Genomic DNA, 19,937 nt, shown 5'->3' on the forward strand with positions numbered 1-19,937 from the left:
GATGAGCCCCCACGACATCGCCACGGTGCCCGGTGCGCTGTCACCGGTCTTCGTGCCGGCGCCGCCGCCGGCCGAGAGCAGCATCCTGCCGGTGCTCGGGGTGCCCGTGACCGACGTGACGATGGAGCATGCGCTCGGCCTCCTGCAGAACATGCTCTACGAGCAGCCGCGTCGCGCGCATTCGGTCTACTTCGTCAACGCGCACACCCTCAACAACGCCTGCGACAACCCCGGCTACCGCCACGTGCTGCAGTCGGCCGACCGTGTGTTCGGCGACGGCACCGGAGTGCGCTGGGCCTCGCGCATCCTGCATGGCGTGACGCTGAAGGACAACGTCAACGGCACCGACCTCGTGCCGCTGATGTTCTCGCGCTGGGCCAACCGAGGGCTGCGCTACTTCCTGCTGGGCAACACACCTGAGCGCATCGCCATTGCCGCGAAGCGCGCCCAGGAAATGTTCCCGGGCTGGACGCTCGCGGGTTATCACACCGGCTACCTCGGCCCGGACGACCACGCCAAGGTGATCGAGAAGATCAACGCCTCGGGCGCCGACCTGATGCTCGTCGGCATGGGCAACCCGAAGCAGGAGCAGTGGATCCACGACCACCTCGACCAGCTGACGGTACCGCTGTGCCTCGCGACCGGTGGCCTCTTCGACTACTGGGTGGGTGACCTGGTGCGTGCGCCCAAGTGGGTGCGCAAGCTGGGCTACGAGTGGCTGCATCTGCTGAGCCGCCAGCCGCACAAGGCGGGCCGTTACCTGATCGGCAACCCGAAGTTCCTCGGCCGCATCGTGCGCAGCTGGCTTTTCCGCCATGACAAGCGCCACGACCGCACACGACTCCCATGACCATCTCCACGCTCCGCTGGATCGTCAAGAAGACTGCCCGGACCGCGATGGTGCTGGGCAGTTTTGTCAGTGGCTCACTCGCGCTGCGCCGCCTGGCCGGCCGCGGCACCACGACCATCCGCGTGATCACCTACCACCGCTTCGGTGATGCCGTGCGCGACCCATGGTGCGTGAGCGCGGCCGCCTTCGAAGAACAGATGCGCTGGCTGGCCGAGCACAAGCTCGCTGTGTCGCTCGAGCAGGTGGAGCGTTTCGCGCGTGGCGAGATCGACCTGCCCAATGGATCGGTGCTGGTCACGATGGACGATGGCTTCAGCAGCTGGCTGCACATCGCCGCACCCATCCTCCAGCGCCATGGCATTCCTGCAGTGGCCTACGTGACGACGAGCTTCGTGGGCACGACCAGCATCTCGGGCGAGCCTTACCTCACCTGGGACGAGGTGGCCAAGCTGTCGAAGGCCGGTCTCACGATCGGCTCGCATGCCCACATGCACCGCTCGATCGCCAAGCTCACGCCTGAGGAGATCCGCGAAGAAGGCAGCCGCTCGAAGGCGCTGCTGGAGCAGCACGTCGGCGTGCCGGTGAAGTCGTTTGCCTACCCCTTCGGCATGCGCACCGACGAGAGCGAGACCACGGCGCGCGTGCTGTCGGAGTGCGGCTACCACAGCATCTTCATCGCGCAGCACGGCATCCTTCGCAAAGGTGCGCCGCTCGCGCGCCTGCCGCGCGTGAAGGTCGAAGGCGGCGACCGCATGTGGATGTTCAAACTGCTGTGCCGCGGCGGCATGGACGGCTGGAAGCTCGTCGACGACACGCTGTGGAAACTGCAGCGCCCGGCGGCGGCAGAACAGCGGGCATGACCATGGCGACCCCAGAGACCGCTGGCCTGCCCGGCGTGGCCGTCGTCGCGATCGGCCGCAACGAAGGTGAACGCTTGCGCGCCTGCCTGCATTCGGTGGTCCAGTCGGCCGAGTGCGTGGTCTATGTCGATTCCGGTTCCACCGACGATTCGGTGGCGATGGCCAAGGCTCTCGGCGTGCACGTGGTGGTGCTCCCGAGCGACGTGGTCTTCACCGCGGCGCTGGCACGCAACGCGGGCTGGCGCCACGTGCTGGAGCTGGCACCGCACATCGAATTCGTGCAGTTCGTCGATGGTGACTGCGCGGTCGACCCGGCGTGGTTGCAGACCGCGCGTGACTTCCTGGTGAGCCGGCCCGACGTCGCGGCCGTCTGCGGTCGGCGGCGTGAGCGCTACCCCGAGCGCTCCATCTACAACCAGCTCTGCGACCTCGAATGGGGTGCCGCCGCACCGGGTCAGACCAAGGCCTGCGGTGGCGACGTGATGATGCGTGCCGCTCCGCTTGCGGCGGTGGGTGGCTACAACCCCCGCCTCATCGCCGGCGAAGAGCCCGAGCTGTGCGTGCGGCTTCGTGCACAAGGCTGGAAGGTGTGGCGGCTCGATGCCGAAATGACGCTGCACGACGCCGCGATGATGCGCATCGGGCAGTGGTGGAAGCGTTCCATGCGCGCGGGCTACACCTTTGCCGAAGGCGTCCACCTGCATGGGCGGCCGCCTGAGCGCCACCGCGTGGTCGAGTCACGCCGCGCCTGGATCTGGGGCCTTGCGCTGCCGATCGCCGCCGTGCTCGGTGCCTTGGTGGTGAGCCCGTGGCTGCTGCTGATCCTGCTCGTCTACCCGCTGCAGGTGTTGAGGCTGTATGCCGGTTTCCAGGGCCCGTTCCGCGCACGGGCCGCACGTGCCGCGTTCATGGTGATGGGCAAGTTCGCCGAAGCCGCGGGCCAGTTGAAATTCGTGGGCCTGCGGCTGTCCGGCCGCACCGCCCGCTTGATTGAATACAAATGAAGTACATGTCCCTCGGTACCTTTTTCCTCATCCTCAGCAGCGTGGCCATGGCCACCTCTGCCCAGTTGTTGCTGAAGCTCGGCATGAGCCATGCCGCCGTCCGTGCTGCAGTCGAAGGGCGCCAGTGGGGCAGCCTCGTGCAGCAACTGGTCGTGAACCCCTGGGTGGTGACCGGGCTGTCGCTCTACGTGCTCGGCGCTGCGGTGTGGCTGCTGGTGCTGGCCAAGGTCGAACTGAGCCTGGCCTACCCCTTCGTCGGGCTCGGCTTCGTGATCACGATGCTGCTGGGGTGGTGGTTCCTCAACGACGCACTGAACGTGCAGCGGGTGATGGGCACCTTGCTGATCACGGCGGGTGTCGCGCTGGTGGCGAGGGGCGGATGAGCGCCGCGCAGGCCCCGCTTCCGCTGTGCGTCGACTGCGACGGCACGCTGATCCGCAGCGACCTGCTGCACGAATCGGTCTTCCTGCTGCTGAAGTCGTCGTGGCTGACCGTGTTTCGTCTGCCGTTCTGGCTGCTGCGGGGCAAGGCCTACCTGAAACAGCGGCTGTCGGAGCGTGTGCAGCTCGACGCATCGCGCCTGCCGTACAACGATGAAGTGATCAGCCTCGTCCGCCAGGCGCGTGCGGAAGGGCGGACCACGGTGCTGGTGACCGCGTCGCCGCGGCGCCAGGCCGAACAGGTGGCCGAGCACGTCGGGCTCTTCGACCGGGTCGAAGCGACCGATGATGAGGTCAACCTGTCGGGCCAGCACAAGGCCGAGCACCTCGAGAAGATCTACGGTCGCGCCGGGTTCGTCTATGCGGGCAACAGCACGACCGACCTGCCGGTGTGGGCGGCGAGCGGCGGCGCGGTGGTCGTCAGCAATTCCGATTCGCTCAACGAGGCCGCCGCCAAGCGCGCGCCTCTCGTGCAAAGCATCCGGCCGGGTGCGGCGACGCTGAAGTCGTACGTGAAGGCCATCCGCCTGCACCAGTGGCTCAAGAACCTGCTGGTGTTCGTGCCGCTGCTGGCGGCGCACAAGGTGTCGGCAGGTGGCGAAACGCTGGCCGCGGTGCTGGCCTTCTTTGCCTTCGGCCTGTGTGCCTCGGCGGTCTACGTCATCAACGACCTGCTGGACCTCCCGTCCGACCGCTTGCACGCCCGCAAACGCAACCGGCCCTTCGCGTCGGGCGTGATCCCGATCTGGCAAGGCGTGGTGATGGTGCCGGTGCTGCTGCTGGGCTCGGCGCTGCTGTGCACCCAGCTGCCGATCCTTTTTGCGCTGGCCCTCGCGTGCTACTTCCTGCTCACCTGCCTCTACTCGTTCTGGCTCAAGAACCAGGTGGTGGTCGACGTGATGATGCTCACCTCGCTGTACACCATGCGCATCATCGCGGGGGCGGCGGCCACGGCCATCGTGCCGTCGTTCTGGCTGCTGGCGTTCTCGATGTTCATTTTCCTGAGCCTGGCGATCGTCAAGCGCTACTCCGAGATGCTCGTGGCCGTGCAGAACAACAAGCAGCAGGCCGCCGGCCGCGGCTACTACACGAGCGACATGCCGGTGCTGCTCGCGCTCGGCTCGGCGTCCGGCTTCAACGCCATCCTGATCCTGGCGCTGTACGTCAACAGCCCCGACCTCGGCAGCCTCTACTCGAACGTCTGGGCGCTGTGGATGATCCTGCCGCCCATGCTGTACTGGATCAGCCGCGTGTGGATGAAGGCCCACCGCGGCGAGTTGCACGACGACCCGGTGGTGTTTGCCGCCACCGACCGCCAGAGCTGGTGTGTCGCGCTCGTGCTGGCCGCCGTGCTCTGGGTCGCCACGCTGCACTGAACCACCACGAACAACCACGCCACCGCCCCATGTCCGCCTCTTCGACGCCCATCGCCTTTCCCGCCAATGATGGCGCGCTCGACGCGCGCAAGCTGGTGGCCATCCTCGGCCTGGCGTTGCTGTTGCGCATCGTGTGGGCGCTGCTCATCCCGGTGATTCCGCAGAGCGACGTGCTGGCCTACGACACCTTCGCGCGCACGCTGTACCACCACGGTGTGTTCGGGTGGACGAAGGACGAGCCGTTCGCCTTCTGGCCGCCCGGCACCTCGATCTTCTACGCGGGCATCTACAAGCTCTTCGGCCTTCACTACACCGGCGTCATCGTCGCCAACCTCGCCATCGCGGTGGGGCTCATCATCTGCTCGGCGCGCGTGATCGCGCGCTTCTTCGGGGCCCAGGCGGCGCTCTGGGCTGCGTTGCTGCTCGCGGTGTGGCCGACGCTCGTGACGCTGACCACGCTGCTGCTCAGCGAGCAGCTCTTCGTGCTTCTGGTGGTGGGCGCGCTCGACGCCTGGACCGCCCCGCGCCTGAACGTCTGGGCGCGCGCCGTCATCGCCGGCCTGCTGCTGGGCATGGCAACGCTCGTGCGGCCCTTCGCAGTGCTGGTGCCAGGCGTGTATGCGGTGGCCATGGTGCTGTCGTACGGATGGAACCGCGAGCGCGTGCGCGAGCAGTTGCTGCTGGCCGTGGTGTCCGGTGTGGTGCTGCTCATCACCGTCTCGCCGTGGACCTGGCGCAACTACCAGCTCTACGGCCACTTCGTGCTGGTCTCGACCAATGGCGGTGCGACCCTCTGGATGGGCAACGCGCCCGGCACCGATGGCCTCTTCATGCAGTTCCCAGAAGACGTCAAGGCGCTGAACGACTACGAGCGCGACAAGGTGCTGGGTGCGCTGGCCAAGCAGTACATCCTCGACGACCCGCTCGCCTTCGTGCAGAGAAGCTTCCTCAAGCTCGTGCGCTTGTACAACAACGAGTCCTGCGGCGTGCTGTGGAACATGTACGGCATCACCAAGACCTTCGGCGCCGATGCAGTGTTGTGGCTCAAGCGCTTCACGCAGCTGAGCTGGGCGTTCATCTTCGGGCTCTTTGCCATTGGCGCCGCGATGCTCGCGTACAGTCGCACCCACCGTCGCCTGCTGTTGTCGCCGCTGCCCTTGCTGATGCTTTTCTTCAGCACCGTGCACGCGGTGGTCGTCAGCGGCGAGCGGTATCACCTGGTCACCATGACATCAGTCGCAGCGCTCGGTGGCATTGCCATCGCGACGCTGCTGAAGCGCCAGCGGGCCTCGACGCCCGTCCTGGCTACGGAGGCTTCACGATGAGCGCGCAGCTAGGATCCACGTTCCCCGTCAAGACGCCGGCCGGCCTGGCCGAGCTGTCACGCAGCTACTACGCCGGCCAGCACTGGCGCTGGCGCCTGGTGCAGCCGCTCCGGCCCTACATCTGTCCGTTCGCCGAGGTGATCGACCTCGTGCCGCGCGACTCCCAGGTGCTCGATGTCGGTTGCGGCTCGGGCCTCTTCCTGCTGTTCCTGGCGAGCTTCGACAAGCTGCGCCGCGGCGTGGGCTTCGACGTGGCCGAAGACGCGATCGCCACCGCCAACGTCGCCCGTCAACGCCTCCACGATCCTGACCTGCTGCATTTCGCCGTGCGTTCGGTCGAGCAGGGCATCCCGCACGGCGACTGGACAGTGGTGTCGGCGATCGACGTCATCCACCACATCCCGCCGCCCCATCAGCCACAGTTCATCCGCGACCTCTGCGCGGCCACGCCCCCCGGCGCGCGCCTCATCATCAAGGACATGGTGACCCAGCCGCTGTGGCGCGCCACCGCCAACCGGCTGCACGACCTCGTGATGGCCAAGCAGTGGGTGCACCACGCGAGCCCGGAGCAGGTCGAGTCATGGGTCACCGACCCCGGCATGTCCTGTGTGCACCGCAGCCGCCGCGACATGCTCTGGTACGGGCACTGGACGCTCGTCTTCCAGCGCAAGGCCGACGCCTAGGCGTCTTCGGTAGATCGCTCCGCCAGCGCCTCGTCGAGCAGGCGCATGCCCTCGCTCCAGGCCTGCACCGTCGGGGCCAGCGTGGCGGCCGCATCGAAGCTTCGCCGCGCACTCACCACGCGTGCGAGCTTGAGGATCAAGGCCTTGTTGTCGTTCGCGATCTGCTCGAAGTGCTCCGCCGCGCCAGTCCAGGCGGCGCCCCCTGAGGGATCGACCCAGCGCAGGCAGGCGGCCGCCAGCTCGAACGCCGCGCCCAGCTGGCGCACGGTCGAAAAGGCCCACAGGTGGTAGTGGGCGAGGCCCTGCTCATGCAGCCGTGGAAGCTCGGCCTCCAGTCGCTGCGCGAAGCGGTGCACAGGGTTGTCGACGGGCCGCCGCGCGGCATGCGTGCGCAGCAACCCGAGTGCCAGGCGCCGCAGCTCGACATCGGGTCGGCGCAGCAGCCGGTCGGTGCGGATCATCTCGGCGTACAGCGGCAGGCGCCCGGCACCTTCGCGGCCGTCGAGGCGGAACAGCTGCCGGAAGTCCTCGCCTTCCAGCGCGAAGTAGCCGGCGTTGTGGAAGTAGCCCAGGCGTTGTCCGGCGAGGTCGAGCTCGTTGAGCACGATGGTCGTCTTCACATGCTGCTGGCCGTAGTCGGTGGCGACGGTGTCGGGCAACCAGAAGGCGTCGGCCTCGACCGAGATCAAACGCCCGCGCGGCAAATGCTCCAGCGCGTGGTCGAGCAGGGGCCGCCACACGTTGAGCTCCTGCACGTCGATGCCGTAGAGCAGGCGCAGCTCGTCGAGCGACGGCTTGAAGAAGGTCCACTGGTCGCCTTCGAAGTCGACCGCCAGCGTGAACGGCATCAGCGCCAGCGGTTCGAGCTCCAGCACATTCAGCAGCTCGATCCAGACGTCGACGTAGCAGTTCTTCTCCACCCACACCCGATCCTCGGCATGCAGCGCGTGGCGCGCATAGGCCTGCGCCGACAGGCCGGGCACGGCGGCGACGGGCGAGGGCAGGCTCACAGCGACAAGGCTTCTCGCACCGGTTGCGGCCAGGTCGCCGGGTCGAAGCCGTGCGTCTTGATGAGGGCGAGCGTCACCCGCTCGAGGCCGAAGCCCAGGCAGGCGGTGCTTGCCAGCGACTCGTCGGCATTGCGGATGCCGAACTTGCCCGAGAAGTGCTCCTGGTGCCAGTTGAACGAGCAGATGGCGGTGGGTTTCTCCAGCGAGATGACGGGCACGAGGATCTCGAACTTCAACCGCTGGTCGAGCTGGTTGGCCGCCATCATCTTGCCGGCGCGTCCGAAGAACGGATCGGAGGCGATGTCGCTGCGCGCATCGAGCCCGAGGCCGCGCAGCAGCTCGAGGGCACGTTGCAGCCAGTCGTTGCGCCACTGCACCACCTCGTCGGAACTGGCGACGCGGATGAATTCGCGCATGCGGAACGACTGCAGGCGCGTCGGCTCGTCGGAGGGCTCGTGGCGGTAGACCCAGTTCAGCACGGTGACCAGCCGGCCGCCTTGCGGCAAGAGGCCGCTGAAGATCGGGTAGACCGGGTAGCACGCCGCGGGCGTGAGCATCACCTCGGTGATGTCGAGCAGGTCTTCCCAGCGCTCGCCCGCCTGGGTGCGCGCGGTGATCTCGTGCGCCTGCGTCTCGCTGCCGAAGAAGCTGTGCACCGAGCCCGCAAGCTGCGGAAAGCTGTTCATGTAGCCGACCTTCTCGATCAGCTGGCGCGCCACGATGGGCGGGAACATCAGCTCTTCTGCGCCGTCGGGTGCCGCCACGCGCGACACCAGCTCGTTGAAGCCGCGCAGGATCTTCTCAAACACCGGCCCGCGCCCGTAGCCGCCGCGCACGCCGGTGGGGAGGATGAGGCCGTGGGCGACGAGGCCCTGGTAGAAGTTGTCGATGTCGTACATCAGATGCCCAGCGTGTCCTTGTGTACCAGCAGCATCGACGCGCTCTTCGCGGCGATGCGTTCGTTCGAGATCATCAGTGACGCGGACAGCACGTCGCGGTAGTGGCGGCCCAGACTGAACGGGCTGTCGTTCTTGTAGCCGAGCACGCCGAGGATCTGGAGCGCGCGGTGCACGATCTGCGGCGCGGCGTCGGAGCAGGCGATCTTGAGGTTGTTCAGGCGCAGGGCCCAGGCCATGCCCGACAGTTCCTGCTCGGCCTCGGGGTGATCGGCGATGTCGTCGAAGGCCTGTGCCAGCGATTGCCATTGCGATCTCATCGCCTGCAACTGCGTCAAGACTTCGGCCAGGCGCGTGGCGGTGGGCGGCACGGTGCCCGGCTTCTTGCGGGCCTCGCCGCGCACGTAGGCGGCGGCGCGCGCGACCGCGTCTGCCGCGATGCCCCACCACAGTGCCGACCAGAGGATGTGCGAATACGGCACCATGGTCTGCGCCGAAATGTCGGCGAAGGTGCCAGGCACGATCTGCTCGGCGGGGCCCGACGATTCGAGCCTGAAGCCGGGGCTGCAGGTGCCGCGCATGCCCAGGGTGTCCCAGGTGGTGGTCTGCGTGAGCGTGGCATCTTCACGCTTCACCAGCACGAGCACCTGGTCGCTGCTGGCCGCGTCGGCATCGCGGCGGCAGGTCACGAGGATGGCGTCCGCGTGGGCACAGTACGAACCAGTGGTCGCGTCTTTGTTCAGCACGAAGCGCTCGCCCTGCCGTTCGACGGCGCAAACGCTCGAACGGGTATCGCCGAAGGTGCCCACTTCCGACGTCATCGACGCGAGCAGGATCTGATGGCTGACGATGTCACGCAGGTACTGTGCAAAGAAGGTGTCCTCGGCTCCATGTCGCACCAGGCAGGCGACCTGGTTGTAGTGCATGGCAAGCACCATGCCGCTGGAGCCGCAGCCTTGTCCGAGGGTCGCGCACAGGAGGGCCAGTTGCTGCATCGAACAGCCCGCGCCGCCGAAGCGCTGCGGAACCGGTGCGGCCAGCACGCCGGCAGCGCGCAGCGCCGCGATCGTTTCCGAGGGGAAGCGCGCCTGGGCATCCACGTCGGCCGCATGTTGCGTTGCGACGGAGGTGCTGATCTCGCGCGTGGCGTTGAGCAGACTGTCGAAATGGGAAGTGGGTGCGCTCATGTAGAGGGCCGCCGTGCAAGCCGTGCGAACGGTCGGCATCAAGCAATCGGGCAAGGATAGCGCCCGCCCTCGGTTCACCGCACCCCGCAGATGCAGGCGCGCTCGCTAAGAGGCTCCCTAGGACATGGGACGAAACCCATGACCCCCTCTATGAAGGGGATTTCACAGAGAGGCAGGATCACCCATGCTAGCCAGTGTTGCCTGCTCGCAGGATTGAACCAGCCATGTCCCAGACGATCGCTCAACTCCATGTCGCTTCGCCGCCTTCGGCACGGCTTCGTGTCGGGCTGGACGTGGTGGATGTGCGCCGTGTGAGCGAATCGATGGAACGTTTCGGCCCTCGTTTCGCTCAACGTCTCTTCAGTGACGACGAGATCGCGTATGCCGCGTCCGGCGAGGGCCAGACTGCCGAGCGCCTGGCCGTTCGGTTCGCGGCAAAGGAGGCCGCCATCAAGGCCTTCGACCTGGCAGAAGCCGGTGTGAGCTGGCGCGACATCGAGGTCCAGAAATTGCCCAATGGTGCATGCCGCCTGGCGCTGCACGGCCGAGCGGCAGAACAGGCCGAGCGGCTGGGGGTGAGCGAGATCGCGCTCAGCCTGAGCCACGATGGCGACTTTGCCGCTGCAGTTGTGACGGCACTGGCGGCACCGTTTTCCGAAAAATCGACAACGCAGCAGATTGCCCGAGGTACGACATGAACACCGCAGAAGAGATAGAAGACAAGATCCGGGCAGTGCTGCGCGACCACGCCCGCCTGAACAAGCCCCTGGACCAGATCGGCCCCACCACCGATCTTTATCAAGCAGGCATGACCTCACACGCGAGCGTCAACGTGATGCTCGCCCTGGAAAGCGCGTTCGACGTCGAATTCGCCGACCACATGCTCAAGCGCAGCGTCTTCACCAGCGTTGCATCGATCCGCGATGCCGTCGCCGAACTCACGCACGCTTGAGACTTGAAATGACACCCGCTGCCCCAGGCGAGCGCCAGCGGGTGGCGCTGGTCGAAGGGTGGCGACTCTGTGCCACCGAGCCAGGCCGGTGTGCCTCCCCCCAGCAACTGGAAGAACTGCCCGCCGAGGCCTGGGTCTCGGCGCCGCGCCTGGGCACGGCGGCGGCGATGCTGCGCGGTGCCGGCCGCTGGTCGCTCGACGGACCGCCTCGCCGCTTCGACGCCGAAGACTGGTGGTTCTGCACGAGCTTCGACGTGCCGGCGCGCGATCCAGCCGAGCCGTTCTGGCTGGGCTTCGATGGCCTGGCCACGGTGGCCGAGGTGTGGCTCAACGGGCAACTGATCCTGCGCAGCAGCAACATGTACCTCGTGCACGAGTGCGAGGTGTCTGCCCACCTGAAGCCCGCCGCCAACCAGCTTGCCATCCGGTTTCAGGCGCTTGATGCCGTCCTCGGCGAGAAGCGGCCGAGGCCTCGCTGGCGCACGCCGATGGTGGTGCAGCAACAGCTGCGCTGGCACCGCACCACCTTGCTCGGGCGCACCCCCGGGTGGTCACCGTCGGCGTCGCCCGTCGGCCCGGTCGGCGGCATCTGGTGGGAGCGCCGCCCGACGCTCCGCCTGCTCGATCCGCAAGTGAGTTCAACACTGGACCCCGCGGGCCGAGGGCATGTGCGAGCCAGCTGCGGCCTGCCCCCGGGCGCGGGCGACGAGGTCGATCGTGTCGAGCTCGAACTGGCACGTGGCGGCGAAGGATGGCGCACCCCGCTTGCGCCGCGCAACGGTCGCTTCGAGGCCATGCTCAGTCTGGACCATCCGGCCCTGTGGTGGCCGCACACCCACGGCGAGCCGGCCTTGTACGAGGTGCGGCTCCTCGTTCACCGCCGCGGGGCCGCGCCGCTGGTCCATGCGTTCAGCCCGATCGGCTTTCGCCGCGTGGAGTCCGACACGAGCGGTGGCCGCTTCCACCTGCGCGTCAACGGGGTGCCGGTGTTCTGCCGCGGTGCCTGCTGGACGCCGCTCGACCCGGTGTCGCTCGTCAGCGCCCCGTCATCGCTGCGGGCAGCCGTGCAGCAGGCGCGTGACGCCGGCATGAACATGCTCCGCGTCGGCGGCACCATGGTCTACGAAGGTACGCCGTTCTTCGAGGCCTGCGATGCGCTCGGCGTGCTCGTGTGGCAGGAGTTCATGTTCGCCAACATGGACTACCCGGAGCAGGACGCCGGCTTTCTCGACAGCGTGCGTGCAGAAGCCGCACAGCAGCTCGCCCGCTGGCGCGGCCATCCCTGCATCGCGGTCGTCTGCGGCAACAGCGAAGCCGAGCAGCAGGCGGCGATGTGGGGGGCGCCGCGTGAACTGTGGTCCCAGGGACTGTTCGACACCACCTTGCGCGGGTGGGTTGAAGCGGCACTGCCGGAGGTGCCGTACTGGCCCTCGAGTGCACACGGCGGCGCGTTTCCCCACCAGGCCGATGCCGGCACGGCGTCGTACTACGGCGTGGGCGCCTACCTGCGGCCGCTGGACGACGCCCGCCGCTCCGACCTCAGCTTTGCCACCGAGTGCCTGGCCTTCGCCAACGTGCCGGACGAGCGCACCGTCGGCCGCATGCCCGGTGGCCATGCGCTGCGCGTGCATCACCCGGCATGGAAGGAGCGCACGCCGCGCGACCTGAGCGCCGGCTGGGATTTCGAAGACGTGCGAGACCACTACCTCGCGTCGCTCTGGGGCCTGGACCCGGTGCGCCTGCGCTCGGTCGACCACGACCGTTACCTCGCACTCAGCCGTGTGGTGACGGGCGAGGTGATGGCCGCGGCCTTCAGCGAGTGGCGCCGGCCCGCGTCGCGTTGCGGTGGGGCGCTGGTGTGGTTCCTGCGGGACCTGTGGGCCGGTGCCGGCTGGGGGCTCGTCGACGACGCCGGCCGGCCCAAGGCGTGCTATCACGCGTTGCAGCGCACGCTGCAACCCGTCGCCGTGCTGCTCACCGATGAAGGCATGAACGGCGTGGCGGTGCATGTCATCAACGAGCGCGCCTCGCCGCTGTCGTGCGAGCTCACGCTGCGTCTGTACGGCAACGGCGAAACCCTCGTCGCGGAGGCCGGGTTTCCGCTCGCGGTCCCGGCGCGCAGCGGCGTCAGCCACGCGTTGGCCGAGCGGCTCTCGGGGTTCACCGACGTCTCGTATGCCTACCGCTTCGGGCCCCCGCCGGTGAGCCTGGTGCACGTCACGATGGCCGTGCAAGGCGAGACGATCGGCGAGGCCTTCCACTTTCCCGGCGAACGCTCGCTCGCGCCGCAGGAACTGGGGCTCGAGGCCCGCTTCGACCCGGCCCGCGGAGAACTGCACCTGAGCACGACGCGCTGTGCCCAGTTCGTGCACATCGATGTGGACGAACACCAGCCCGCCGACAACGACTTCCATCTCGCCCCGGGGGCATCGCGTCGCATCGCCCTGCGGCGCGTTTCGGCACCGAGCGGGCGCGCGTTGAAAGGCTCGGTGTGGGCCGCGAACGCAATCCGGCCCGTGGCGATCTCGGTGCCGACATGAGCCAGGCGCAGCCGTTCTATTTCGGGCCCGACGGGGCCCGGCTCTTCGGCTGGCTGCACCTGCCGGAGCACGACAAGCGGCGCGGCATCGGCGTGGTCGTGTGCAACCCCTACGGGTTCGAGGAGGTCTGCGCCCACCGGAGCCTGCGCCACTTCGCCACCGCCTTGAGCGAAGCCGGCCACCCCACACTCCGGTTCGACCATGCCTGCTGCGGCGATTCCGACGGTGACGAGTTCGACCCCGACGTGCCGGCACGCTGGCTGGCCGGCGTGGGCGCGGCCATCGACACCTTGAAGGCTGCGGCGGGTGTGCAGCAGGTCGTGCTGCTGGGCGTGCGCCTCGGTGCCACCTTGGCGGCCCTGGCGGCCGGTTCGCGCGACGACGTGGCCGGCCTGGTGGCCATCGCCCCGGTCGTGCGCGGCCGCGGCTACATCCGCGAGCTGAGGATGCTCGGGCAATCGGAATCGCCAGCCGGTACCTCGCCACTCGACGTGCTGGAGTCCGCCGGTTTCGTGATGACCCGCGGCACCGAGGCCTATCTGTCCCAGATCGACTTGCGGCGACTGCCGCAGCCGCCGGCGCCTCGCGTGCTCATCGTCGAGCGTGACGACTTGGAGTCCGGCCTCGACTGGCACACCGAGCTGCAACGGCAGGGCGTGCAGGTCCAGGTCGAGCGCTGGCCGGGCTACGCTGCGATGACCGCAGACCCGCAGCGTGCCGAAGTGCCGCTGCAGATGGTGGACGGCGTGGTGCGCACCGTGGCGCTGTGGGATGCCACGCTCGGCTTGCCCGCCGTGGCGCCGAAACCCTTGTCTGACCACAGCGTGTTGCACCTCACCCGCGCAGGTGTGCGCGAGACGCCGGTGTGCCTCTCGGCGGGCGGCTCGGCTTCTCTCTTCGGCGTGCTCACCGAGCCTGACACAGGCCCGCGCCCGCGGGGGCGGCCGGCGGTGCTGATGCTCAACTCGGGCGCGGTGCACCACATCGGCCCCAACCGACTGTGGGTGCGCCTTGCTCGCCAATGGGCGGCGCGCGGGGTGACGGTGCTGCGCATCGACCTCTCCGGCGTGGGCGACAGTGCGGCGCGCCCGGGCGCACCGGAGAACGTCGTCTATTCCGCCCATGCGATGCAGGACGTTGCGGATGCGCTCGCCTATCTGCGCGATGGACTGGGTGCGGGCGAGTGCCACCTGCTGGGCCTGTGCTCTGGCGGCTACCACGCCTTCAAGGCCGCGGTGGCGGGGCAGCCGGTGGCGTCGTCGACGGTCATCAACCCACTCACCTATTTCTGGCATGACGGCGACACGCTGAGCGACGTGAAGGACTACGAGCTCGGCGCCCTGACCTCGCGCTACCGCGACAAGCTCTTCACCCGCGAGCCCTGGCTGAAGCTGCTGCGCGGCGAACTCGATGCGCGTGTGATCGTCGAGGTCGCCCTGCGGCGCGCGTGGAGCCACGTGGCCCCGCACCTGCTGCGGCTGGCGCGTGCGCTGCACGTGCCGATTCGCGATGACCTCGCGGCGGAGCTGACGCAGGCGGTGCAGCGGGGGATCCGCCTGCGCTTCGTGTTCGCCGCGAAGGCGCCGGGCTATGAGCTGCTGCGCCGGCAGGGCGGCCAGGCGATCGACCGGCTGCTCGAGCGCCAGCTGGCCTCGCTCGATTTCGTGCCCGATGCGGACCACACCTTCACCCGCCTCGAAGCACGTGAGCGCCTGGTGGCGCTGCTGGACCGCCTGGGGCCCCGCACGGCATGAGCGTGCCGCACGGGGAGGGCTATCGTGCCGACCTCACCGGCCTGCGCGGCATCGCTGTCGTGCTCGTGGTGGCGTTCCACCTGCAGGCCAAGGGTGCGGGCGGCGGCTTCATCGGCGTCGACGTCTTTTTCGTGCTCTCGGGCTACCTCATGACGCGCATGGTGTGGCAGGGCATGGCCGCGGCGCAGTTCAGCTACCTCGACTACCTCGCAAGGCGAGCGGCGCGCATCTGGCCGGCGCTGGCGGCGCTGGTGACGGTTCTGCTGCTTGCCGGCGGGGCCTGGTTGCCGCCCTTCGACCTGTTGCGCGTGGCCGAGCAGGGGGCGAGGGCACTCACCTTCGTCTCGAACCACTACTTCCTCTCGCACAGCGGTTACATCACGCACGCGGGCGATTCGCTGTGGCTGCTGCACACCTGGTCGCTGTCGGTCGAGTGGCAGTTCTACCTGCTGTACCCGCTGCTGCTGGTGTTGCTGCTGCGTGGGAGCACCCCAGCGCTGCGACGCCATCGCGCCGCAGCGGTGCTGGGCGTGGTGCTGCTGGCCTCGCTTGCGTGGCACCTGGTCCTGTCGCGGCGCGGTGCAGAAAGCGGCTTCTTCCTGCTGCCCGCTCGCATGTGGGAACTGCTGGCGGGTGCCCTCGCGTTTCTCTTGCCCGCCACGCCGCTCGCGCCGCGTTGGCGTCCCTGGGTCAGCCGCCTCGGCGTGGGGCTCGTGCTCGTGGCGGCGCTCCTGATGGCCCTGGCACGGGTGCGCAGCGTGGGCGCGGGTGCCTGGCTCGTGTTGCCGGTGCTGGGCACCGTGATGGTTGTGGTCGCGCAGGCCGACAACCGCCTGTTGGGCCACCCGGTGCTTCAGCGCCTGGGGCTGTGGTCGTATTCGATCTACCTCTGGCATTGGCCGTTGATCGTCGGCCTGCGCATGACGGAGATCCCACACCAGCACCCGGTGCTCAGCGCCGTGGGCGTCGTGGTCGGCGCCGTGCTGCTGGGCTGGGCCTCGTATGCCTGGGTCGAGCGGCCGATGCAGCGCCGCGCCCGGGGCAGCTGGCGTCTCTTGGCTGGCCCGCTCGTGGCGATGCTGCTCGCCGGGGGTGTCGTGGCGCTCGTCATGGGCACCGACGGGCTTTCGTCACGCAAGCCGGGCCGCGGTGATTTCCATGCGGACTACGAGACCGAGGTGATGTCGCGCTACTTCCCGGAGGCCTGCAGCAATTTCAAGAAGCCCCCTCACGACATCAAGCCCTGCCTGCTCGACAAAGGCTCCGGCCTGCCGCGCACGCTTGTCATCGGTGACTCGCACGCCGAGCACTTCTATCCGTGGTTCGTCGCACACAGCCGGCGGTCCATCGAGTTCTACACCGCCGCCGAGTGCCCACCGGTGCCACGCATGCGCCGCATGCAGCCGGGTTACCACTGCGAAGCCTATGCCGCGCAGGCGTGGGACAGGGCACAGTCGCCCGACATCGACACCGTGATCGTCTCCGCGCGCTGGGCGACGATCGGCCTCGCCGGTGCGCCGTATTGCCACCTGGCCGACGCGTCGGCGTGCTCCGTGCCGGCGACTTTGTCGGCCAAGCAAAGCCTGGTGCTCGACGAGCTTCGCAGCGTGATGGCGGCCACGCTTGCCAAGGGCAAGACCGTGGTGCTCGTCGACAGCGCGCCCGAATCACGGCTTCGCGTGGCCGAGCGCGTGGCCCGCGAGCAGTTCTGGTACGGCGAGGTGCGCCTTGCCCTGCCGCTGGCGGCCCTGCAGGCACAGACGGCCTGGACCGAACCCTTGTTCAAGGGGTTCGAGTCGAGCCCGCGCTTCCAACGCGTGAGCCTGCGCGATCGCTTGTGCGGGCCGGTGTGGTGTCGCGTTTATGACGAGACTTTGAAACGCCCGATCTACTTCGACGAAAGCCATTTCGACCCCCTGTGGATCGAACAGCAGGCCGACCTGTTCGCACGCTTCGTCTCGTCGTCCTGAGGCACCGTGCGCTGTGTGCGGAATGTCGCGCCCGGGCGTTGGTCCCCGCTCACTCAGGGGGTCACGCGGGGCTTGTTGCCAAGCGGTTACGAGAGCTCTCGCCAATACAATCTTTTGAGCTTTCCGATCCACACACAGAAGCGAAAGAACCTCATGAGCAAGCTGGCCAAGGCCCCCAAGATCCAAGAGAAAAAGACGCCGGGTTTGGCGGCTTCCAACATGACGGGCACGGGCCCTGGCGGCCTGTCGGTGCGAGCCTTTGCCGAGTGGTACCGCGACCGTGAACTCGAGCAGTGGGAGCGTTTCGACTACGCCGCGCTCGAGAAGATCGCGAAAGCCATCGAGAAGGTCGAGAAGTCGGGCAAGACGATCTTCGTGATGGGCAACGGCGGCTCGGCGGCCACCGCCTCGCACATCGCCACCGACTGGTCCAAGACCGCCGAGCGTGTGGGCAAGCCGCTCATCCGCTGCATCTCGCTCAACGACAACACCGCCTTCATGACGGCCATCGGCAACGACCTCGGCTACGACGAGCTCTTTGCACGCCAGCTGCGCAACCTCTGCGGCAAGGGTGATCTTGTCGTCATCATTTCGGGCTCGGGCAACTCGCCCAGCGTGCTCAAGGCCAACGACTATGCAAAGAGCGTCGGCGCCACCACCGTCGGCCTCACCGGCTTCACCGGCGGCAAGCTGCGCAAGGACGTCGATATCTGCTTCCACGTGGAAAGCGACCAGTACGGCGTGATCGAAGACATGCACATGGCCGCCGGTTCGATCCTCGCGTTCTACCTGAAGCAGCGCAAGTGATGCCGCGGTGATCCACTACGTCACGCAAAACGGCATCGGCAACGCCTGGGTTGCCAACGAGCTGAGCCGCGTCGAAGCCGCCGGCATCCCGGTGGCGCTGCACGCGATGCGTGCGCCCGACAAGCTGCTGCACGACTCCGACTGGGCGGTGGCGATGAACCGCCGCACCGAGCTGATGTACCCGCTGCCGCTGGTGGCGATGTTCTTCTCGTTGCTGGCAGCGCCGCTCCGCTTCCGCGGGCGATTCTTCTCTGCACTGTGGAATGCCTTCTTCGGCCGCCGCGAACACATCCGTGCGCGGCTCGCGGGCATTGCGCACCTCGTCGTCGCGGTGCATTGGGCAACGGGCATCCTCAAGAGCGGACGCAAGGTCTCGCAGATCCATTCGCAGTGGATCAACTCCTGCGGCACGATCGCGATGTATGGCGCGTGGCTGCTCGATGCGCCGTTCAGCTGGACGGGTCATGCGACCGACCTCTTCCGCAACCGCAGCGCCTTGCTCGACAAGATCGAACGCGCCAACTTCATCATCTGCATCTCCACCTTCCACCGCGACTTCTACCTGAAGCACGGTGCGCGGCCGGAGCAACTGGTGATCGCCTACTGCGGCATCGACCTCTCGTGGTTCTACCCGCCGACGGCCGCGCGGGACCCGAACAAGGTCTACCGCATCGTCTCGTCAGGCCGCCTGGTCGAGAAGAAAGGCTTCTCCGACCTCATCGACGCCTGCAAGATCCTCGCGGACCGTGGCGAGAAGTTCGAGTGCGTGATCGGCGGCAGCGGCCCGCTCGAAGCGGATCTCAACGCCCAGATCAAGCGCCTCGATCTCGCCGACCGCATCAGCGTGACCGGCAAGGCCTTGCTGCAGGAAAAGATCGTCGACTTCATGCACGAAGGCGACGTCTATGTGCTGCCGTGCGTGTGGGCGAGCGATGGCGACGTCGACGGCCTGCCGCAGATGATCATGGAAGCGATGGCGAGCGGCCTGCCGGCGATCTCGACGCGCCTGGTCGGCATCCCCGACCTGCTGCAGCATGAAGACACCGGCCTGCTCGTCGATCCCAACCAGCCGGCGCAGCTTGCCGATGCGATGGCCCGATTGATGCATGACCCCGCACTGGCAGCGCGCCTGTCCGAGCGCGGCCAGCAACTGCTCAAGAAAACCTTCGACCTGAACAACTGCCTCGAGCCGTTGATCGACAAATTCCGCCAGAGCCTGTCTGCCTCGGCCCCCGGCCAGCGCAGCACCGGCTCGGCCACGCCAACCAGGGTGACGACATGATCATTTCGCAAACCCCGTACCGGGTGAGCTTCGCCGGCGGCGGCACCGACCTGCCGGCCTTCTACCGCCAGGAATTCGGCGCCGTGCTGTCGATGGCCATCGACAAGCACATGTACGTGACGGTGAGCCCGCGTTTCGAGAAGACGGCGCGCGTGGCCTACACCAAGGTGGAGATTGCCGAGTCGGTCAACGACATCCAGCACGAGCTGGTGCGCGAGGCGCTCAAGATCACCGGCCTGAGCCGCCACATCGAGATCACCACCGTGGGCGACGTGCCCGCCGGCACGGGCATGGGCTCGTCGAGCTCGCTGACCGTGGGCCTGCTGCAGGCGCTCTACGCCTACAAGGGCCAGATCATCAGCGCGAAGAACGTCGCCGAACAGGCCTGCAAGATCGAGATCGACATCCTCGGCAAGCCGATCGGCAAACAGGACCAGTACGCCGCCGCCTTCGGCAACCTCAACTACATCCGCTTCAACCCCGACGACACCGTCGACGTGGAGCCGGTGCCGGCCCCGGCCGAGACGATGAAGGAACTGTCGAGCCGCATGATGCTGCTCTACACCGAGCAGCAGCGCGATGCCGACGGCATCCTGAAGCGCCAGAGCGAAGGCACGAAAGACCGCATGCCGGTGCTGCGCGCGATGCGCGACCTCGCGCAGGAGATGCGCGTGGCCATCACCGGCGCCAACGGCCTCGACGAATTTGCGAAGCTGCTGCACCAGGGCTGGGAGCTCAAGCGCTCGCTCGGCTTCGGCATCAGCATGGAGCGTGTGGACGCCTGGTACGAGCAGGCGCGCAAGCTGGGCGCCCAGGGCGGCAAGCTGCTGGGCGCCGGCGGGGGTGGATTCCTGCTGCTCGTGGCGCCCAAGGAGCGCCACAACCTGATCCGCGATGCCTTGGGCAACCCACGCGAGCTGACGCTCGACATCGACCGCCGCGGCGGCCGTGTCATCTTCATCAGCGACCATCAGCGCCTGCTGCACAACCAGTAAAGCCAG

General features: G+C 67.7%; 18 protein-coding genes. 15 read left to right on the forward strand and 3 right to left on the reverse strand.

Annotation, left to right across the window (positions count from 1 at the left end):
• The first annotated feature begins 1 nt into the window (after nucleotide 1).
• From JI745_RS21615 to JI745_RS21645, 7 genes are read left to right on the forward strand one after another with little or no spacing between them, the layout of a single operon-like run.
• A complete protein-coding gene (locus JI745_RS21615; RefSeq protein ID WP_201811688.1) occupies nucleotides 2-850 on the forward strand; it encodes a WecB/TagA/CpsF family glycosyltransferase in 849 nt (282 codons plus the stop codon).
• Entirely contained in the window at nucleotides 847-1,710 is an 864-nt protein-coding gene (locus JI745_RS21620; protein WP_201811690.1) for a polysaccharide deacetylase family protein, read from the forward strand. Before JI745_RS21615 ends, JI745_RS21620 begins: the two co-directional genes overlap by 4 nt.
• Complete coding sequence (locus JI745_RS21625) at nucleotides 1,707-2,714, forward strand: glycosyltransferase family 2 protein (protein WP_236675083.1); 1,008 nt, start codon at nucleotides 1,707-1,709, stop codon at nucleotides 2,712-2,714. The genes JI745_RS21620 and JI745_RS21625 overlap by 4 nt, the downstream gene beginning before the upstream one ends.
• 5 nt (nucleotides 2,715-2,719) lie before the next feature.
• A complete protein-coding gene (locus JI745_RS21630) occupies nucleotides 2,720-3,097 on the forward strand; it encodes an EamA family transporter (protein ID WP_236675084.1) in 378 nt (125 codons plus the stop codon).
• Nucleotides 3,094-4,530 (forward strand): UbiA family prenyltransferase, encoded by a 1,437-nt coding sequence (locus JI745_RS21635; protein WP_201811694.1) that lies wholly within the window; start codon nucleotides 3,094-3,096, stop codon nucleotides 4,528-4,530. Before JI745_RS21630 ends, JI745_RS21635 begins: the two co-directional genes overlap by 4 nt.
• 29 nt (nucleotides 4,531-4,559) lie before the next feature.
• Nucleotides 4,560-5,855 carry a glycosyltransferase family 39 protein gene (locus JI745_RS21640; RefSeq protein WP_201811696.1) on the forward strand — a complete coding sequence of 432 codons (1,296 nt, stop codon included), beginning with the start codon at nucleotides 4,560-4,562 and terminating at the stop codon, nucleotides 5,853-5,855.
• A complete protein-coding gene (locus tag JI745_RS21645; protein ID WP_201811698.1) occupies nucleotides 5,852-6,538 on the forward strand; it encodes a bifunctional 2-polyprenyl-6-hydroxyphenol methylase/3-demethylubiquinol 3-O-methyltransferase UbiG in 687 nt (228 codons plus the stop codon). Before JI745_RS21640 ends, JI745_RS21645 begins: the two co-directional genes overlap by 4 nt.
• On the opposite strand, the gene JI745_RS21650 is transcribed toward JI745_RS21645, so the two are convergent.
• From JI745_RS21650 to JI745_RS21660, 3 genes are read right to left on the reverse strand one after another with little or no spacing between them, the layout of a single operon-like run.
• Nucleotides 6,535-7,548 (reverse strand): DUF1839 family protein, encoded by a 1,014-nt coding sequence (locus JI745_RS21650; protein WP_201811700.1) that lies wholly within the window; start codon nucleotides 7,546-7,548, stop codon nucleotides 6,535-6,537. The two genes, JI745_RS21645 and JI745_RS21650, sit on opposite strands and share 4 nt — an antisense overlap.
• Nucleotides 7,545-8,447 carry an amino acid--[acyl-carrier-protein] ligase gene (locus tag JI745_RS21655; protein ID WP_201811703.1) on the reverse strand — a complete coding sequence of 301 codons (903 nt, stop codon included), beginning with the start codon at nucleotides 8,445-8,447 and terminating at the stop codon, nucleotides 7,545-7,547. The genes JI745_RS21650 and JI745_RS21655 overlap by 4 nt, the downstream gene beginning before the upstream one ends.
• Nucleotides 8,447-9,631 (reverse strand): acyl-CoA dehydrogenase family protein, encoded by a 1,185-nt coding sequence (locus JI745_RS21660; RefSeq protein WP_201811705.1) that lies wholly within the window; start codon nucleotides 9,629-9,631, stop codon nucleotides 8,447-8,449. Before JI745_RS21660 ends, JI745_RS21655 begins: the two co-directional genes overlap by 1 nt.
• A gap of 224 nt (nucleotides 9,632-9,855) precedes the next feature.
• On the opposite strand from JI745_RS21660, the gene acpS reads away from it, so the two are divergent.
• The 8 genes from acpS (at nucleotide 9,856) to JI745_RS21700 (ending at nucleotide 19,931) form a co-directional block, all read left to right on the forward strand.
• Entirely contained in the window at nucleotides 9,856-10,329 is a 474-nt protein-coding gene (acpS, locus tag JI745_RS21665; RefSeq protein ID WP_201811707.1) for a holo-ACP synthase, read from the forward strand.
• Nucleotides 10,326-10,583, forward strand: coding sequence for an acyl carrier protein (locus JI745_RS21670; RefSeq protein WP_236675085.1), 258 nt, complete (start codon nucleotides 10,326-10,328; stop codon nucleotides 10,581-10,583). Before acpS ends, JI745_RS21670 begins: the two co-directional genes overlap by 4 nt.
• An 8-nt stretch (nucleotides 10,584-10,591) precedes the next feature.
• Nucleotides 10,592-13,123 carry a glycoside hydrolase family 2 protein gene (locus tag JI745_RS21675; RefSeq protein WP_201811709.1) on the forward strand — a complete coding sequence of 844 codons (2,532 nt, stop codon included), beginning with the start codon at nucleotides 10,592-10,594 and terminating at the stop codon, nucleotides 13,121-13,123.
• Complete coding sequence (locus JI745_RS21680) at nucleotides 13,120-14,877, forward strand: alpha/beta fold hydrolase (RefSeq protein WP_201811711.1); 1,758 nt, start codon at nucleotides 13,120-13,122, stop codon at nucleotides 14,875-14,877. Before JI745_RS21675 ends, JI745_RS21680 begins: the two co-directional genes overlap by 4 nt.
• Nucleotides 14,874-16,847 (forward strand): acyltransferase family protein, encoded by a 1,974-nt coding sequence (locus JI745_RS21685; protein WP_201811713.1) that lies wholly within the window; start codon nucleotides 14,874-14,876, stop codon nucleotides 16,845-16,847. The genes JI745_RS21680 and JI745_RS21685 overlap by 4 nt, the downstream gene beginning before the upstream one ends.
• 153 nt (nucleotides 16,848-17,000) lie before the next feature.
• Nucleotides 17,001-17,654, forward strand: a complete 654-nt coding sequence (locus JI745_RS21690) for an SIS domain-containing protein (protein ID WP_201811715.1) — start codon at nucleotides 17,001-17,003, stop codon at nucleotides 17,652-17,654.
• A gap of 7 nt (nucleotides 17,655-17,661) precedes the next feature.
• Nucleotides 17,662-18,936: a glycosyltransferase family 4 protein gene (locus JI745_RS21695; RefSeq protein WP_201811717.1), complete on the forward strand. Its 1,275-nt coding sequence runs from the start codon at nucleotides 17,662-17,664 to the stop codon at nucleotides 18,934-18,936.
• Nucleotides 18,933-19,931, forward strand: a complete 999-nt coding sequence (locus JI745_RS21700) for a GHMP kinase (RefSeq protein WP_201811719.1) — start codon at nucleotides 18,933-18,935, stop codon at nucleotides 19,929-19,931. The genes JI745_RS21695 and JI745_RS21700 overlap by 4 nt, the downstream gene beginning before the upstream one ends.
• Nucleotides 19,932-19,937: the final 6 nt, after the last annotated feature.

Origin of the sequence: Piscinibacter sp. HJYY11, assembly GCF_016735515.1 — a bacterium.
Classification (GTDB): Bacteria; Pseudomonadota; Gammaproteobacteria; order Burkholderiales; family Burkholderiaceae_C; genus Rhizobacter.

Coding starts and splice junctions, on each gene's coding strand:
- JI745_RS21635 (WP_201811694.1), top strand. CDS start 3,094: ATGAGCGCCGCGCAGGCCCCGCTTCCGCTGTGCGTCGACTGCGACGGC.
- JI745_RS21615 (WP_201811688.1), top strand. CDS start 2: ATGAGCCCCCACGACATCGCCACGGTGCCCGGTGCGCTGTCACCGGTC.
- JI745_RS21625 (WP_236675083.1), top strand. CDS start 1,707: ATGACCATGGCGACCCCAGAGACCGCTGGCCTGCCCGGCGTGGCCGTC.
- JI745_RS21680 (WP_201811711.1), top strand. CDS start 13,120: ATGAGCCAGGCGCAGCCGTTCTATTTCGGGCCCGACGGGGCCCGGCTC.
- JI745_RS21670 (WP_236675085.1), top strand. CDS start 10,326: ATGAACACCGCAGAAGAGATAGAAGACAAGATCCGGGCAGTGCTGCGC.
- JI745_RS21630 (WP_236675084.1), top strand. CDS start 2,720: ATGTCCCTCGGTACCTTTTTCCTCATCCTCAGCAGCGTGGCCATGGCC.
- JI745_RS21690 (WP_201811715.1), top strand. CDS start 17,001: ATGAGCAAGCTGGCCAAGGCCCCCAAGATCCAAGAGAAAAAGACGCCG.
- JI745_RS21660 (WP_201811705.1), bottom strand. CDS start 9,631: ATGAGCGCACCCACTTCCCATTTCGACAGTCTGCTCAACGCCACGCGC.
- JI745_RS21675 (WP_201811709.1), top strand. CDS start 10,592: ATGACACCCGCTGCCCCAGGCGAGCGCCAGCGGGTGGCGCTGGTCGAA.
- JI745_RS21655 (WP_201811703.1), bottom strand. CDS start 8,447: ATGTACGACATCGACAACTTCTACCAGGGCCTCGTCGCCCACGGCCTC.
- JI745_RS21645 (WP_201811698.1), top strand. CDS start 5,852: ATGAGCGCGCAGCTAGGATCCACGTTCCCCGTCAAGACGCCGGCCGGC.
- acpS (WP_201811707.1), top strand. CDS start 9,856: ATGTCCCAGACGATCGCTCAACTCCATGTCGCTTCGCCGCCTTCGGCA.
- JI745_RS21700 (WP_201811719.1), top strand. CDS start 18,933: ATGATCATTTCGCAAACCCCGTACCGGGTGAGCTTCGCCGGCGGCGGC.
- JI745_RS21620 (WP_201811690.1), top strand. CDS start 847: ATGACCATCTCCACGCTCCGCTGGATCGTCAAGAAGACTGCCCGGACC.
- JI745_RS21685 (WP_201811713.1), top strand. CDS start 14,874: ATGAGCGTGCCGCACGGGGAGGGCTATCGTGCCGACCTCACCGGCCTG.
- JI745_RS21640 (WP_201811696.1), top strand. CDS start 4,560: ATGTCCGCCTCTTCGACGCCCATCGCCTTTCCCGCCAATGATGGCGCG.